The sequence below is a fragment of the Lentzea sp. HUAS TT2 genome (assembly GCF_051853195.1).
GTDB lineage: Bacteria > Actinomycetota > Actinomycetes > Mycobacteriales > Pseudonocardiaceae > Lentzea.
Window position 1 is genome coordinate 6,465,447 of record NZ_CP196667.1, and the last position, 14,531, is coordinate 6,479,977.

The following is a 14,531-nucleotide window of genomic DNA, read 5'->3' on the forward strand; positions in this document are numbered from 1 at the left end:
ACGCGGCGGGGGAAATTAGGACAGCCGAACCTTATCACTCAGTTAGGGCAGGCTAACTTAGGTCTTGGTCACTCTTCGACACCACGTGGGTCCGGCCGATGGGGACGATCAACGGCCGTTCGCTCACCGGGTCGTCGATGACCTTCGCCTGCAGGCCGAACGTGTCCAGCAGCAGCTCACTGGTGATCACGTCGCTCGGATGTCCTTGCGCGACAATCGATCCCGCCTTCATCACGATCAGGTTGTCGCTGTAGCGCACGGCCAGGTTCAGGTCGTGCAGCACCATGACGATCGTGCAGCCGCCCTCGTGCAGGTCGTCGACGAGGTCGATCACGTCGATCGCGTGCGCGAGGTCGAGGTAGGTCGTCGGCTCGTCCAGCAGCAGCAGGTCGGTGCCCTGGGCGAGCGTCATGGAGATCCACACCCGCTGCCGCTGGCCGCCGGAGAGCGAGTCGACCGGGCGGTGGGCCAGGTCGGCGACCCCGGTCAGGCGCAACGCCTCGGCGACGACCGCCGCGTCGTCGCTCGACCACTGCCGCACCCAGCTCTGGTGCGGGTGCCGGCCGCGGGCCACGAGGTCGGCGACCGTCAGCCCCTCCGGCGCGATCGGGGTCTGCGGGAGCAGGCCCATCTTCTTCGCGACGTCCTTGGTCCTCAGGCGCGCGATGTCGCTGCCGTCGAGCAGCACCGTGCCCTGGCGCGGTTTGAGCAGCCGTGACAGCGTCCGCAGCAGCGTCGACTTGCCACACCCGTTGGGGCCGATCACCGTGGTGATCACCCCGGTCGGGATGGCGACGTCCAGGTTGTCGAGCACGATCCGGTCGGCGTACCCGACCGTGACGCCCTCGGCCCCCAGGCGGGCGACATCGTTGCGCAGCGCTGTCATAGGGCAACCTTACTTAATGCAGGCTTGCCTCAGGCCGCGCGCTTCACGTTCGCCCGCACCAGCAGGTAGACGAGGAACGGCCCGCCGATGATCGCCGTGACGACACCGACGGGCAGGTCGTTGGGCAGCACGATCCGCGCGAGCAGGTCGGAGCCGATCAGCAGCAGCGCGCCGAACAGGCCGGACGCCAGCAGCGGCGGCACCGGCGAGCGCATCAGCCGCATGGTGATCTGCGGCCCGACCAGCGCGACGAACGGCACCGGGCCCGCGGCCGAGACCGCGACCCCCGCCAGCAGGACCGCGCACAGCAGCAGGATCGCCCGCACGGCCGAGTAGCGGACGCCGAGACCGGCGGCCACGTCGTCACCGAAGTGCATCGGCCGGAGCTGGAACGCGACCACCATCACGACGAGGACCAGCACGGCCGCGGCCCACAGCGCCGTCCACACCTCGGGCCACGTCCGCGAGTCGAGCGACCCGACGAGCCAGCGTTGCGCGCGGGTCACGTCGCGGATGTCGCCCAGCACCAGCAGCCACGTCGTGAGCGCCTGCATGACCGCGCTGACCGAGACGCCGATGAGGATCAGCCGGAACCCGTCGATGCCCTTCTTCCACGCCATCAGGTAGACGAGCAGACCGGTCAGCAGACCGCCGATCAGCGCCGCCGCGGGCAACCCGAGCGCGCCGCCGATCGCCGAACCGCCGCCGGCCGTCACGACGAAGACCGCCGTGGCGCTCGCGCCGGCGGTGATGCCGAGCACGTCGGGGCTGGCCAGCGCGTTGCGTGCGATCGACTGCGTGAGCGCGCCGGAGATCCCGAGCGTCACCCCGGCGATCAGACCGACCAGGGCTCGCGGCATCCGCAGGTCCATGATCACGAACTCGTCGACCCGCTCGCCCTGCCCGACCAGCGTCCTGAACACGGCGGACAGCTCGATCGTGAAGTCGCCGACCGCGATCGACACGCAGAAGATGAGGAACGTCAGCGCGGCCAGCACGACGGTGACGAGCACGGCCCACGGCCGCCAGACCCACGACCAGCCGCCGACGCGGACGCCGCGGTGCATCTCGGGTGCTTCCGGTGCGGTGATCATGCCCGCCTGAACTTCCCGAGCCAGACCAGCACCGCGAAGAACGGGGCGCCGATGAGGGCGATGACAATGCCGGCCTGCAGTTCCGCGGGCCGCACGACGAGCCGTCCCGCGATGTCGCCGAGCAGCAGCACGGCCGCGCCGAGCAACCCCGCGTACGGCACCATCCAGCGGTAGTCCGGCCCGGTGAGCCACCTAGCGATGTGCGCCACCATCAGCCCGAGGAACGCGATCGGCCCGCACGCCGCCGTGGCCGCGCCCGCGAGCAACGTGACGGCGACGACGCCGATGGTCCGTGCCGCCGCGATGTTCACGCCGAGGCCGCGCGCGACGTCGTCACCGAGGTTGAGCAGGTTGAGCACGGGCAGGTTGACCAGCGCCAGCACGAGCCCGACGGCGACGAAGATCCCCGCGATGCCGATGACGTTCCACCCGACGCCCTGCACGGAGCCCGCGTTCCAGTACCGCAGCACGTCGAGCGTCAGCTTGTCGCCCAGCGCCACCGCGGTCGTCATCGCGGCCAGGAACACCGTGACGCCCTGGCCCGCCAGCGCGAGGGTGAGGGGGTTGCCGGAACCGCGGCCGAGGCTCGACAGCCCGAACACCACCACCCCCGCCACCGCGGCGCCGAGGAACCCGAACCACATGTACTGCAACGGGTTCTGCAGGCCGAACAGGTAGACCGTGAGCACCACGGCGAACGACGCGCCGGAGTTGACACCGAGCAGCCCGGTGTCCGCGATGGGGTTGCGGGTGTGCCCCTGGATCAACGCGCCCGCGACGCCGAGCGCGAGGCCCGCCACGAGCGCGAGCACCGTCCGCGGCACGCGCAGCGTCTGCACGATCAGCGTGATCTCGGTGAGCCGCTGGTCGCCGCCGGGATCGCCGAACAGCCCCTGCCACACCTCGGCGGGGGTGAGCGACCGCGCGCCGATCACCAGCGACAGCACCGACGCCGCGGCCAGCAACATCAGCAGACCCGCCAGCCCGAGACGCCGCCGCCGGTGCGGGCTCTCCAGGGCTGGTGCGGGTTCGGGCCCGCGTTGCTCCACGACCATGCTCACGACGGGTTACGTTAGCTTCCGCCCGCCGTGTTCACCTAGGGCACCCTTACCTAACCCCTGGCCTCGATGGCCCGCACGGTCTTCGCGAGCGCCCCGCCGAGCACCTTTTTACCGAGCAGCCCGAGTGAGAGCCCGAGCAGCTTTCCCTTGAGGTTCTTGCCCTCCCGGACCACCTCGGCGTGCACGAGAGTGGTTCCGTCTGCCTGCTTGGTGAACGTGTAGGTGTGGCCGGAACGCCCGCCCCACACGTTGGAGTCCACGGTGGTCAGCACGATGCGGCCGGGGTCGGACCAGTCGTAGTGCAGGCGTTCCCAGATGCCACCGGACCCCTCGGTGACGTCGGCGAACTCCTCACCCCGTTCGTGCACGCGCAGGTCGGCGTCGGCGCTGTTGGGGAAGAGCTCCGCGCGGCCGGGGCCGAAGTCGGTGAGCCCGGCGACGAACTGCTCGGGCGTCGCGGTGGTCTGCTGGGTCAGGGTGATGGTGGGCATGTCGTCCGCTCCTCGTGATGCTGTGTGCAGGAGTCAGACTTCCCGGGCCAGGGGGTTGTTCGCGCCCGTGAGTGTCCCTGGTCCACGGGTCACGGGCGCGAGGCGATCACGTCGAGGTCGCGCACGGCGTAGCGGTGGTGTTCCCACTCCTCTTCGAGGATCACGTGCAGGCAGGAGAGCGTGGTCTCGGGGAACTCCGGGTTGTGCGGGTTCCTGCGGGACGCCGCGAGCTCCTCGGGCGTGACCGTCGCGAGGAAGTCCCGCACCATGCCGGTCCGGCCGGCGCGGACCTCGAGCACCTCGTCGAAGGACGGCGTGACCGTCGCGAACGACTCCAGCTCGCCCTGGGACTGCGTGTCGACCTGGCCGATGGGGTGGAACGGCTGCGCGATCTCCAGGACGCCCCGGCCCAGCCACATGTCCGTGGCGAGCACGAGGTGGCGCAACGTCTGCGCGAACGACCACTCTCCCGCGACCGACACGTCGACCGTGCCGGTCGGCATCGCGAGAGCCCTGGCGAGCGTGCGTTCCCAGGTGCCCTCGAGTGCGCTCCACGCCGCCCTCAGCCCGTCTGGATCCGTCGCGCGGCGCAGGGACCGGCCGGGGAAGCGGCGGTTGAGCTCCGCCTCGACGAACGGGACGACGTCGACGCCGTTGACCCACAGGGAGCCGTCGCCTTCCAGCAGCCACGGCGCGTCGATGTCGGCGCCGGTGATCTGGACGCCGCGCATCACGGCCTCCGACAGGTCGGCCCCCACGAACCGCGCCCCGCGCAGGTCGTCGGACTCGGAGAAGGTCGGCATCGCTCTCCTCACAGGCGGTCGAGCCGGTCGCGCAGGCGCCCGGCCTCCTCGTCACGGCCCTGCTGCTCCAGCATGTCCAGCGCCCGCCGCCAGATCGCCGAGGCCCGTTCGTGCTGTCCCAGCGCGAGATGGGTGTGGCCGAGGGTCATCAACGTGTTGGCGGTGCTGTAGTCGTCGTCCGCGGCCCGGTACAGCTCCACGGCGCGTTCGTAGTGGATGATCGCCGCCGTGTGGTTGCCGCTCTGGTACTCGACGCGGGCGAGCGTGTCGAGGGCGGTCGCCTCGCCGTGCCGGTCACCGAGCTCGTGGAGCATTTCCAGCGCCCTGGCAGCGGACAGGCGGCCCTGTTCGGTGTCGCCGACCTCCGCCGCGCAGTGCCCGATGTTGTTGTGGGCCAAAGCGATCAGCATCCTGTTGCCGGTCTTCTCGTAGTGCGGCAGCGCGGCCTTGGCGTGTTCGAAGGCCCGTCCGTACTCCGACCGGCTCGCCCACAGCCACGCGACCGTGCCGTGCGCGTCGGCGAGCGGCAGTGCCTCACCGACCTGTTCCGCGAGCGTGAGGGCCTCGCCGAGGTGGTGTTGTGCCTCGTCGTAGCGCTGGACCTGGCCGAGGCTGCTGCCCGTGATCCGGTGCGCGACGGCGCGGTCCACCGGGTCCTCGGCCGCGTCGATGGCGGTCTGCCACATGGCGAGGCCGTCGTCGAGGTGGCCGCGTTGCTGGTGGTAGGCGTGCGACACCCTGGCCAGCAGCACGACCCTGTCGTTCCACCCGTGCGCGGCGGCGGCCTGTTGCACGGCCAGGCGCGTGCCCCGTTCCGCGTCGAACCACGCCCGCGCACAGGCTTTGTCGGTGGCGGCGGTGACGTGCGTTCCCGGGGTGGCCTCGTCGAGGGTGATCAACGGGCGGTGCGGGTCGATCAGGCGGTCGTTGGCGTGCGCGGTGTGGAGGTGGTGGTCGACCAGGCGGCGCAACGCCTCGTCGTGACCGGCGTGCTTGGCCTGCTCGGCCGCGCAGGCGCGGACCAGGTCGTGCATCCTGGCGCGGAAGCCGGTGCCGATCGAGATCAGCGACGCCTGTTCCAGCTCCCGCAACGTCGTGCGAACGTCCACAGTGGACAGATCGGCGAGGCTGGCCGCCGCGGCGAGGCCGATGTCCTCGCCGGGTGCGATTCCCAGCAGCGCGAACAGTTCCCGCTGCCGTTCGGTGAGCGCCCGGTACGACCACGACAGCACGACCGGCACGCTGACGCTCGGGTCGGCGTCGAGCGCGCCGAGTCCGAGCTCCTCCAGTTGCCGGGCGATGGCGGCGAGCGACAGGTCGGGTTCGGTCAGGATCCGCGCGCCGACGATGCTCAGCGCGAGCGGGAGGCCGCCGCACAGGTCGATCAGCCTCGCCACGGCCAGAGGTTCGGCGCTCAGCCTGGCCGCGCCGATGCGGGAGGCCAGCAACGTGTGCGCGTCGCCGTCGGCGAGCACCTCCAGGCCGACGGCCTCCGAACCGAGGCCGTGCAACCTGTTCCGGCTGGTCACGAGCACCCAGCAGGTGTCGCCGCCGGGCAGGACCGGGGCGACCTGGGAGGCGTCGGCGGCGTTGTCGACGACCACGAGCATCCGCCGGCGCGCGGTCAGGCGGCGGAACAACGCCGCCCTGGCCGGGGGATCGGAGGGGACGGCGGTGGCGTCGAGCCCGAGCGCGTGCAGGAACCCGCAGATGGCCACGTCCGGTTCCATCGGAGTCTCGTCGGGGCTGAACCCGCGCAGGTCCACGAACAGCTGGCCGTCCGGGAAGCGGTGCAGGTTGCGGTGCGCCCACTGCAGCGCGAGCCACGTCTTGCCCATGCCGCCCGCGCCCGCGATCGTCGCCACACCGGCCGTGCGCATCGCCTCGTCCAGCCCGGTCAAATCCTGCTCGCGGCCGATGAACTGCGTCGGCGCGGACGGCAGCTGCCTCGGCACGACCTGCGGCGGTTCAGGCACGCTGAGCAGCAGTTCCTCGTGCAGCTCGCGGAGCGCCGGGCCGGGTTCGGCGCCGAGCTCACCGATCAGCTGGGTGCGGACGGCCCGGAACTCCTCCAGCGCCTCGGGGACCCGGCCCGCCTGCGCGAGGGCCAGCAGGTGCAGGGCTGCCACGCGTTCGTCCAGCGGGTCCTTCGCGGCCCGCGCCGAGATCGCGGCCAGCAGTTCGGGGCCCTGGCCCAGCCGCAGCCGGGCGTCGAGGAGGTCGAGCTCGGCGGCGGTGCGTTCCGCGGTGAGCAGGTGGCGGGTGACGTCGGCCCAGTCGCCACCGATGCCGGTCAGCGGTTCGCCCCGCCACAGCCTCGTCGCCTCCGCGAGCCGGTCCACGATCGCCCTGTCGTCGGTCAGCGCGCGGGCCTCGTCCCGGAGCCTGCGGAACAGCATCAGGTCCACAGAGGACTCGTCCGCGTCGAGGACGTACCCGGAGGGCTGGCTGGTGAGCGTGATCGAGGTCGCGAACGCCTGGCGCAACCGGGAGAGGTAGCTGTGCAGCGTGGCCCGCGACTGCCGGGGCGGGGCGGCGCCCCAGACGCGTTCGGTCAGCTGCGTGACGGTCACGACCCTGCCGACGTCGATCGCCAGCGCGGCCAGCACGCACCGCTGCCGTGCGTGCCCCAGCTCCACCGGACGGCCGTCGACGTTCGCGCCCACCTCGCCGAGCAGGGCGATCTCGATCGTCACGGCCGCCCTCCGATCAGCTGTCCTTCTCGGCGGCGAGGAGGGACACGACGGCCAGCCCGGTGTTGACGGCGGAGATGATCGTGGTCAGCTTCGCTGCCCTGGCCGGCAGCTCGCCGCGCCTGCCAGCGTAGACAGCGGCGGCGGTGTCCGTGGCGTGAATGAGCACGGCCTGGCGCAGCACCCGGCGGGCGTTCGCGTCGGTGCTCTTCAACGTCAGCAGGTCCACGCCGAGGACGAGCGTGCGGATGCCGAACATGCGGGCCGGGTAGACGAACCTCTTGTCGTCACCCAGTTCGTCGCCGAGGCTCTTCGCCATCCTGTCGGCGGCGAGCAGGCCCAGCGCGCCGTTGAAGATCCGGACGCAGGCCAGAGTGGTCCGCGTGACATCGCCCAGCTTCATGTCGCCACCTCGTGTTGATCTCCGTTGGGCGGAGTCTAGTGTTGCGAGCCACACCGCTAAGAGAGACGGCCGACGAGCCACCGCTCGATGTCCTGCCAGGCGGCGCGTGCCATGCCGTTGCCCCGGTTGGTGAAGCCGTGCCGCGACTCGGGGTAGATCTTGAGGTCGACCTCGCCGCCCGCGCCGAGGATCCTGGCCGCCATGGCCAGGTTGTCCTCGAGGATGACGTCCTGGTCGCCGACGACCATCAGGAAGTCCGGCAGCCCGCGCAGGTCGCCGTAGACGGGGGAGATGTCCGGGTCCGTCCTGTCCCGCACGTGTCCTGCGTAGGCCTCGATGAAGTACTCGTCCGCGATCGACCGGCCGGCCGGGGTCAGCCCGCTCAGGTCGTAGGTGCCCGCCTGCAGGACCGCGCCCGCGAACCGTGCCGCCTCGCCTCGGTCGCGCAGCCGCAGCAGCGTGGTGACGACGAGGGTGGACCCCGCCGAGAAGCCCCCGATGGCGAGCCGGTCCGTGCCGAACTGCTCCCGCGCGTTGCCGAGGAGCCAGAGCGCGGCGGTCTCGGCGTCGTCCGGGGCGGCCGGCCAGGGGTGTTCCGGGGCGAGCCGGTAGTCGACGCTCACGACGACGGCCCCGATCGCGTTCGCGAGCCGCTGGTTGCGGGCGTCGTCCTGGGCCGCCGACCCCATGTAGAAGCCTCCGGCGTGGAAGTCCAGGTAGACCCCGCGTGGTGTGCCCTCGGGCCTGAGGATCCGGACGGGCACCGTGCGGCCGCCGGCCTCGACCACGGTGTTGTCCTCGGCCGGGGCGACCCGGAACTCGCGCAGCTCGTCCGCGTTGCCAGGGCCACGCCGGAGACCTCGCTCGGCGTTGGTCCTGCGGGCCTCCTCGACGTGCTCGGCCAGTTTCGGATCGATGAAGGACTCCAGTCGCATGGACAAGTCCTATCGTGTGGCCATGAGCAGGGGCAGGGCGGCCGCGGTGCTGCGCAGGAGGTTCGACAGCGTCCTCAGCTGGGCCGTGACGGCGGGCATGCTGGTGACGACCGTGTACGTGCTGCTGAACCCGTTCCCCGGCAACGGGTTCGCCCAGCAGCTCGAGTTCATCGCGATCATGGCGCCGCTCACCTGGTTCGTGTGGATGCTCGGCGCGCACGCGGCGGTGCGGATCTACGACTCGGGCGTGCTGGTGGTGAACTGGTTCCGCTCGTACTGGGTGCCGTGGGCCGACCTCGCGTCGGTCGAGTCGAAGCGCGAGGTGCACCTCGTCACCACCGGGGGCGAGCGCATCAACGTCGCCGCCGGTGCGTTCTCCGTGGCCAGCTCGCTGAACGGAAGCCGCGTGCAGCACCGGATCCGGGAGGAGATCGAGCGGCACCGGCCGAGCCCGGCGCCTGCGGACACCGGGGGTGTCCGCAGGCGGTTCGACCTGATGCTGGTGCCGCTCGCGGGTGTGGTCGCGGTCCTGCTCGTCGTCGCCTGGATCGGGGCGCGGATCAACGCGGGCTGATCAGCCCACCGCCACCGGGTGCAACCAGCACGCCACCGAGCGGTTGTCCCTGCTCTGCCCCAGCACGGGCGTCTGCTCGGCGCAGACGTCCATGGCGCGGGCACAGCGCGGGTGGAACGGACATCCGCTCGGCATCATCCGCAGGTCCGGTGGTGAGCCGGCGATGCCCGACAGCTCCCGCCGTGGTCCCTTCAACGCCGGGAACGACTGCAGCAACCCGTCGCTGTAGGGGTGCAGGGGAGTCCGGTACAGGTCCGCCGACTCGGCCTGTTCGACGACCTGGCCCGCGTACATGATCGCGATCCGGTCCGAGAACTCGGCCAGCAGCGAGAGGTCGTGCGTGATGAACACGACCGAGAACCCGAGCCGTTCCCGCAGTTCGACGAGGGTGCGCAGGATCTGCCGCTGCACCACCACGTCCAGCGCGGTGGTGGGCTCGTCCATGATCACCACGCGCGGTTCGAGCGCCAGGGCCATCGCGATCATCACGCGCTGCCGCATCCCGCCGGACAGCTCGTGCGGGTAGCTGTTCAGGCGGTCCGCGGCGATGCCGACCAACCCCAGCAGCTCACCCGCGCGGTCCTGCCGGGAACGCGGGGACGACCGGGGCTCGTGCGCCTTGATGACGTCCAGCAGCTGCGCCGAGATCCGCTGCACGGGGTTGAGCGAGTTGATCGCGCCCTGGAAGACGATGGCGATCTCCGCCCACCGCAGCCGCCGCAGCTCCGCGTCGCGGATGCGCAGCAGGTCTACGGTGGTGCCGTCGCCGAGGTGGTAGATCACCTCGCCGCCGGCCACCACACCGGGTGGTGGCAGCAGCCTGGTCATGCCGTAGGCCAAAGTGGACTTGCCGCTGCCGGATTCCCCTGCCAGGCCGAGCACCTCGCCGCGGTGCAGGGTCAGGTCCACCTCGCGGACGGCCCGCACCGCCTCCGGGCCGACGCCGTAGTCGACGTTGAGCCCGCGCACCTCGAGAATGCGTTCCTTCATGACGTCTCCTTGGCGAGCACCGGGGTGAAGCCGACGCGCATGCGCACGCCGCGCAGCGAGAAGCGGTTGCGCAGGCGCGGGTTGACGTACTCGTCGATGCCGAAGTTGACCAGCGACAACGCGGTGCCGAGCAACGCGATCGCGAGACCGGCCGGCACGAACCACCACCACGCGCCCTGGGCGAGCGCCTGCTGCGACTGGGCCCAGTACAGGACGGTGCCCCAGTTCCAGCCGCCCGCGTCGGACACGCCGATGAACGCCAGCGTGATCTCGGAGATCACCGCGAACAGCACGGTGCCGACGAACCCGGACGCGATGACGGCGGTCAGGTTCGGCAGGATCTCGAACAGGATGATCCGCCACGTCGACTCGCCGTTCGCCCGCGCCGCCTCCACGTACTCCCGCCTGCGCAACGACAACGTCTGCGCGCGCAGCACCCGCGCGTTCCACGCCCACGACGTCAGCCCGATCACCAGCGCGATCGTGAGGTTGCTGGTCTCCGGCAGCGACGAGGTGATGATGACGATCAACGGCAGCGCCGGGATCACCAGGAACACGTTCGACAGCGCGGAAAGCCCCTCACCAGCCGACCCGCTGAGGTAGCCGGCGGTGACGCCGACCAGCACCGACAGCACGGTGGCGACGACACCCGCGACCGCGCCGACGAACACGACGCTGCGGGTGCCGGCGAGCACCTGGCTGAAGATGTCCTGGCCCAGGTGGGTGGTGCCGAACCAGTGCGCCGACGACGGCGGCTGCAACAGCGCGTTGCTGCGCGCCGACGGTTCGAACGGCGCCAGCCACGGGCCGACGACGGCCAGCACGGCGAACACGCCGAGCGCGATCAGGCCCGTGAGAGCCTTGGGGTTGTTGCGCATCAGGCCTCCCTGCGGGTGCGCGGGTCCAGGGCGAGGTAGGCGACGTCCGCGAGGAGGTTCGCCAGCAGCACGGACAACGTGATGATGAGGAAGATGCCCTGCAGCAGCGGGTAGTCCTTGGCGCCGACCGCCTGGAACAGCTGCAGGCCGAGACCGGGGTAGGAGAAGACGATCTCGACCAGCAGGGTGCCGCCGACGATGAACCCGAGCGCCAGCGCGAAGCCGGACACGTTGGGCAGCAACGCGTTGCGGGCGGCGTAGGCGAGCATCACCCGGCGTTCGGACAGTCCCTTGGCGTGCGCGACGGTCACGTAGTCGTCCGACGACACCGTCACCATCATGTTGCGCATGCTCAGGATCCAGCCGCTGACCGAGGACACGAGGATCGTCAGGCCGGGCAGCAGGCCGTGCTGGACGGTGCTGCCGATGAACTGCCAGTCCCAGTTCGGCACCAGCCCGATCTCGTAGGCGCCCGACGCCGGGAAGAAGCTCCCCGGCCCGGTGAGCAGGGTGATCGCGACCAGGCCGAGCCAGAAGTAGGGGATTGACGAGACGAACGTCGTGACCGGGATCAGCGAGTCCGCCCACGTGCCGCGCCGCCAGCCCACGACGGCACCCGCCGCGGTGCCCAGCAGGAACCCGATCACCGTCGTGATGCCGACCAGCCCGACGGTCCACGGCAACCCGTCCCCGATGACGTCCGCCACCGGGCTCGGGAAGAACGTGAAGGACATCCCCAGGTCGCCGCGCAGGAGCTGGCCGAGGTAGGAGACGTACTGGCTCACCAGGCTCTCGTTCTTGTCCAGTCCGAAGAGGACGTACAGCGACCGGACGGCCTCGCTCGTCATCTGCCCGCGCTGCTTGGTGATCAGCGCCTGCACCGGGTCGCCCGGGATCATCCGCGGCACGAAGAAGTTGATCGTGACGGCGGCCCAGACGGTGAGCAGGTAGAAGCCGATCCGCTTGAGGAGGTAGCTCACGACTCCTCCCGGTACAGCCAGCAGGCTGCGAAGTGCCCGTCGCCGAGCTCGAAGCGCGGTGGGACGTCCGTGCGGCAGACGTCCATCGCGAACGGGCAGCGCGGGTGGAACCGACAGCCCGGCGGGGGTTCGATCAGCGACGGTGGTTCGCCGGAGCCGCCGTCCTTCTCCTGCACCGCCGGGCGGTCGGGGTCGGGGGCCGATTCGATCAGCAGCTGCGTGTACGGGTGCGCCGGCCGTTGGGTGACGGTCTCGCTGTCGCCGCCCTCCACGACCTGGCCCGCGTACATCACGACCGTCTCGTCCGCGAAGTAGCGCGCGGACGCGATGTCGTGCGTGATGTACAGGATCGACAGGTGCAGGCGTTCCTTCAGGTCGCGCAACAGGTTGAGCACGCCGAGCCGGATCGAGACGTCCAGCATGGACACCGGTTCGTCGGCCAGCAGCACGTCGGGACTCGCCGCCAGCGCCCGTGCGATCGCCACGCGCTGCCGTTGCCCGCCGGACAGCTCGTGCGGGTACCGGTCGAGGTACCGTTCCGCCGGCGTCAGGTGCACCCGGGTCAGCAGTTCCGCGAGCGACGTCTCCAGGTCGTCGCCGCGGTTGCCGTGGATGGTGAGCGACCGGGTCAGGTGGTAGCGGATGGTGTGCACGGGGTTGAGCGACGCGAACGGGTCCTGGAAGATCATCTGGACCTGGCGGCAGTACGCGCGGAACCTCCGCCCGTGCCGCCATCCTCTTTGCACGGCAACGTTCTTGCCGTGCAACCGGATCTCACCGGACGTCAGCGGGTAGAGCTGGGCGAGCAGCCGCGCGACCGTCGACTTGCCCGAGCCGGACTCGCCGACGAGCGCGGTGACCCTGCCCCTGCGCAGTTGCAGTGACACTCCCTCGACCGCGCGCACGGCCTTCTTCGTGCGCGCGAACGGCTTGCTGATCGGGAAGTGCTTGGAGAGGCCGGCGGCCTCCAGGACGATCTCTGTCGAGACCGCCCCGGAGACCGCTGGCGCTACCTCGGCCGTCACGAGGCAGGCCTCAGCTTCATGACGATGTCGAGGGCGTTCTCGAGCGTGGGCTGCACGGGGGCGTACTGGTCCTGCTCGCTCGGCCAGCCCACCCAGTTCTTCGTGCTGTACTGCCCGCCGCCGTTGGCCGCCGAGGTGATGATGACCGGCATGTCCTGGACGAAGATCTTCTGCAGCTCCTGCAACGCCGCGTTGCGCACCGACTCGTCAGCGGCGTTCGAGAAGTCGTCCAGCGCCTTGGTGGCGGCGGGGTTCTCGTAACGGCCGTAGTTGCCGTTCACGCCGGGCGTGCCGATCGGCTTGTACAGCGCACCGTCCATGATGGACTGGTAGATGTCGTACAGCGTCAGGCCGTTGTTGGTCCAGTGCATCGCGGCACCGAAGTCACCGGTGTCGAGGGCCTTGGTCCAGGCGTCGGCGTTCTGCAGGTTGACCGTCGCGGCGATGCCGATCTTGGAGAAGTTGTCCTTGATGATCTCCAGGTCGGTGACGTAGTCCGACCAGCCGGACGGCACGGTGAGCGTGATCGTGACGGGAGCGCCGTCCTTGCCCTTCAACGTGGTCCCGTCGAAGGTGTAACCGGCCTCGGTCAGCGCCTTCTTGGCGCCCTCCACGTCGACCGTGACCTTCTTGTCCTTGAACTGCGGCGCGATGAACGACTCACCGGCCGGCGTCGGGATGCCGGTGATGTTGTCGACCTTCGGGTAGAAGTAGCCCGCCTCGCCCTGGGTGAAGATGTCGTCGCGGTTCACGACCATGTTCGCGGCGCGGCGCAGGGCAGGGTCGTCCCACGGCTTCGTCTTGGTGTTGAACCACAGTCCGTGCACGCCGAGCACCGGCGGGAACCACAGCTTGTGGTTCTGCGGGTCCTTGCCGGTGTACGCGGCCTGGTAGTTGGGGATGAAGACGAAGCTCCACTCCGCCGCACCGGTGGCCAGCGCGTTGGTCTGCGAGTTGTTGTCGCTGTAGGAGGTGTAGCGCAGCTCCTTGACCTTCGGGAGCTCCTGCCAGTACTTGTCCCTGATCGCCAGCGTCACCGTCTGCGGGGTGAACGACTTCAGCGTGTACGGGCCGCTGCCGATCGGCTCCTTCAGCGTCTCGGTCGACGGGTTCGAGAAGGTCGACCACTGGTGCTTGGGCACCACGAACTGCTCGAGGATTTTCTTCTGGTTGACGAACTGCGACTTCGGGAAGCCGACGGTGACCTCGTTGCCGGAGAAGGAGATGTCCTGGTACGGAACGCCTTCGATGTTCAGCCCGGGGTTCTTCTGGAGCAGCTCGAAGGTGAACGCGACGTCCTCGGCCGTGAGCGGCTTGCCGTCGGACCACGTGACACCGTCGCGGATCGTGAGCGACAGCTTGTGGAAGTTCTCCGACCACGTGAACTTCGTTGCCAGCCAAGGCTTCGGCTGGTCGGTCACCTTGACCTCGTTGACCATGGCGAGCGGTTCGAACAGCAGTCGCCGGTAGCCCAGCGACGAGGACGCGGACGAGTTGAGGAACGGGTTGTTGTTCTCCGTTTGCGGTCCGTTCGGCATACCCACGTTCAGCACGCCGGCGGAGTTGCCAGCGCTCCCTGGGTTCGTGGCCGAACAGGCGCCGGTGAACGCCAGGGCGGTCGCGGCGACGGCAGCGCAAACACGCCTGATTCTCATGGGGGAACTCCTTGTTCTCCAACGAAAGCGAGAAGAATCAAGTGAGCGCTAAGAGAAGGTGAC

The 14,531-nt window shown here is 70.0% G+C and carries 14 protein-coding genes; 1 reads left to right on the plus strand and 13 read right to left on the minus strand.

Features of this window, described 5'->3' with window-relative positions; translation table 11 throughout:
* Positions 1-52 precede the first annotated feature (52 nt).
* From ACSHWB_RS31420 to ACSHWB_RS31455, 8 genes are all read right to left on the minus strand, one after another.
* Positions 53-886, minus strand: coding sequence for an ABC transporter ATP-binding protein (locus ACSHWB_RS31420; protein WP_439656896.1), 834 nt, complete (start codon positions 884-886; stop codon positions 53-55).
* Positions 887-915: 29 nt separating this feature from the next.
* On the minus strand, positions 916-1,980 hold the full coding sequence (locus ACSHWB_RS31425) for a FecCD family ABC transporter permease (protein WP_439656897.1): 1,065 nt from the start codon (positions 1,978-1,980) through the stop codon (positions 916-918).
* Entirely contained in the window at positions 1,977-3,035 is a 1,059-nt protein-coding gene (locus ACSHWB_RS31430) for a FecCD family ABC transporter permease (RefSeq protein ID WP_439664701.1), read from the minus strand. Before ACSHWB_RS31430 ends, ACSHWB_RS31425 begins: the two co-directional genes overlap by 4 nt.
* A 56-nt stretch (positions 3,036-3,091) precedes the next feature.
* Entirely contained in the window at positions 3,092-3,532 is a 441-nt protein-coding gene (locus ACSHWB_RS31435; RefSeq protein ID WP_439656898.1) for a hypothetical protein, read from the minus strand.
* Between the two features lie 89 nt (positions 3,533-3,621).
* Positions 3,622-4,335 carry a DinB family protein gene (locus ACSHWB_RS31440; RefSeq protein ID WP_439656899.1) on the minus strand — a complete coding sequence of 238 codons (714 nt, stop codon included), beginning with the start codon at positions 4,333-4,335 and terminating at the stop codon, positions 3,622-3,624.
* Positions 4,336-4,343: 8 nt separating this feature from the next.
* Positions 4,344-7,031 carry a BTAD domain-containing putative transcriptional regulator gene (locus ACSHWB_RS31445; protein WP_439656900.1) on the minus strand — a complete coding sequence of 896 codons (2,688 nt, stop codon included), beginning with the start codon at positions 7,029-7,031 and terminating at the stop codon, positions 4,344-4,346.
* Between the two features lie 13 nt (positions 7,032-7,044).
* A complete protein-coding gene (locus ACSHWB_RS31450) occupies positions 7,045-7,431 on the minus strand; it encodes a hypothetical protein (RefSeq protein WP_439656901.1) in 387 nt (128 codons plus the stop codon).
* 56 nt (positions 7,432-7,487) lie between these two features.
* On the minus strand, positions 7,488-8,366 hold the full coding sequence (locus ACSHWB_RS31455) for an alpha/beta hydrolase (RefSeq protein WP_439656902.1): 879 nt from the start codon (positions 8,364-8,366) through the stop codon (positions 7,488-7,490).
* Between the two features lie 22 nt (positions 8,367-8,388).
* Here ACSHWB_RS31455 and ACSHWB_RS31460 point away from each other — a divergent pair, with 22 nt between their 5' ends.
* The gene (locus ACSHWB_RS31460; RefSeq protein WP_439656903.1) at positions 8,389-8,940 is read left to right on the plus strand and encodes a PH domain-containing protein; all 552 of its coding nucleotides are present in this window, start codon (positions 8,389-8,391) and stop codon (positions 8,938-8,940) included.
* Here the strand turns inward: ACSHWB_RS31460 and ACSHWB_RS31465 are convergent, their stop codons facing one another.
* Genes ACSHWB_RS31465 through ACSHWB_RS31485 form a run of 5 tightly spaced genes read right to left on the minus strand, consistent with a single transcriptional unit; the run spans position 8,941 to position 14,468 of the window.
* Positions 8,941-9,930: an ABC transporter ATP-binding protein gene (locus ACSHWB_RS31465; protein WP_439656904.1), complete on the minus strand. Its 990-nt coding sequence runs from the start codon at positions 9,928-9,930 to the stop codon at positions 8,941-8,943.
* Positions 9,927-10,808, minus strand: a complete 882-nt coding sequence (locus ACSHWB_RS31470; RefSeq protein ID WP_439656905.1) for an ABC transporter permease — start codon at positions 10,806-10,808, stop codon at positions 9,927-9,929. Before ACSHWB_RS31470 ends, ACSHWB_RS31465 begins: the two co-directional genes overlap by 4 nt.
* Entirely contained in the window at positions 10,808-11,788 is a 981-nt protein-coding gene (locus tag ACSHWB_RS31475) for an ABC transporter permease (protein ID WP_439656906.1), read from the minus strand. Before ACSHWB_RS31475 ends, ACSHWB_RS31470 begins: the two co-directional genes overlap by 1 nt.
* Entirely contained in the window at positions 11,785-12,813 is a 1,029-nt protein-coding gene (locus ACSHWB_RS31480; RefSeq protein WP_439656907.1) for an ABC transporter ATP-binding protein, read from the minus strand. The genes ACSHWB_RS31475 and ACSHWB_RS31480 overlap by 4 nt, the downstream gene beginning before the upstream one ends.
* Complete coding sequence (locus ACSHWB_RS31485) at positions 12,810-14,468, minus strand: ABC transporter substrate-binding protein (protein WP_439656908.1); 1,659 nt, start codon at positions 14,466-14,468, stop codon at positions 12,810-12,812. Before ACSHWB_RS31485 ends, ACSHWB_RS31480 begins: the two co-directional genes overlap by 4 nt.
* Positions 14,469-14,531: the final 63 nt, after the last annotated feature.

Bases quoted from the DNA above. Each gene is read 5' to 3' on its own strand.
- ACSHWB_RS31420 (WP_439656896.1), bottom strand. From the start codon at position 886: ATGACAGCGCTGCGCAACGATGTCGCCCGCCTGGGGGCCGAGGGCGTC.
- ACSHWB_RS31425 (WP_439656897.1), bottom strand. From the start codon at position 1,980: ATGATCACCGCACCGGAAGCACCCGAGATGCACCGCGGCGTCCGCGTC.
- ACSHWB_RS31430 (WP_439664701.1), bottom strand. From the start codon at position 3,035: ATGGTCGTGGAGCAACGCGGGCCCGAACCCGCACCAGCCCTGGAGAGC.
- ACSHWB_RS31435 (WP_439656898.1), bottom strand. From the start codon at position 3,532: ATGCCCACCATCACCCTGACCCAGCAGACCACCGCGACGCCCGAGCAG.
- ACSHWB_RS31440 (WP_439656899.1), bottom strand. From the start codon at position 4,335: ATGCCGACCTTCTCCGAGTCCGACGACCTGCGCGGGGCGCGGTTCGTG.
- ACSHWB_RS31450 (WP_439656901.1), bottom strand. From the start codon at position 7,431: ATGAAGCTGGGCGATGTCACGCGGACCACTCTGGCCTGCGTCCGGATC.
- ACSHWB_RS31455 (WP_439656902.1), bottom strand. From the start codon at position 8,366: ATGCGACTGGAGTCCTTCATCGATCCGAAACTGGCCGAGCACGTCGAG.
- ACSHWB_RS31460 (WP_439656903.1), top strand. From the start codon at position 8,389: ATGAGCAGGGGCAGGGCGGCCGCGGTGCTGCGCAGGAGGTTCGACAGC.
- ACSHWB_RS31465 (WP_439656904.1), bottom strand. From the start codon at position 9,930: ATGAAGGAACGCATTCTCGAGGTGCGCGGGCTCAACGTCGACTACGGC.
- ACSHWB_RS31470 (WP_439656905.1), bottom strand. From the start codon at position 10,808: ATGCGCAACAACCCCAAGGCTCTCACGGGCCTGATCGCGCTCGGCGTG.
- ACSHWB_RS31485 (WP_439656908.1), bottom strand. From the start codon at position 14,468: ATGAGAATCAGGCGTGTTTGCGCTGCCGTCGCCGCGACCGCCCTGGCG.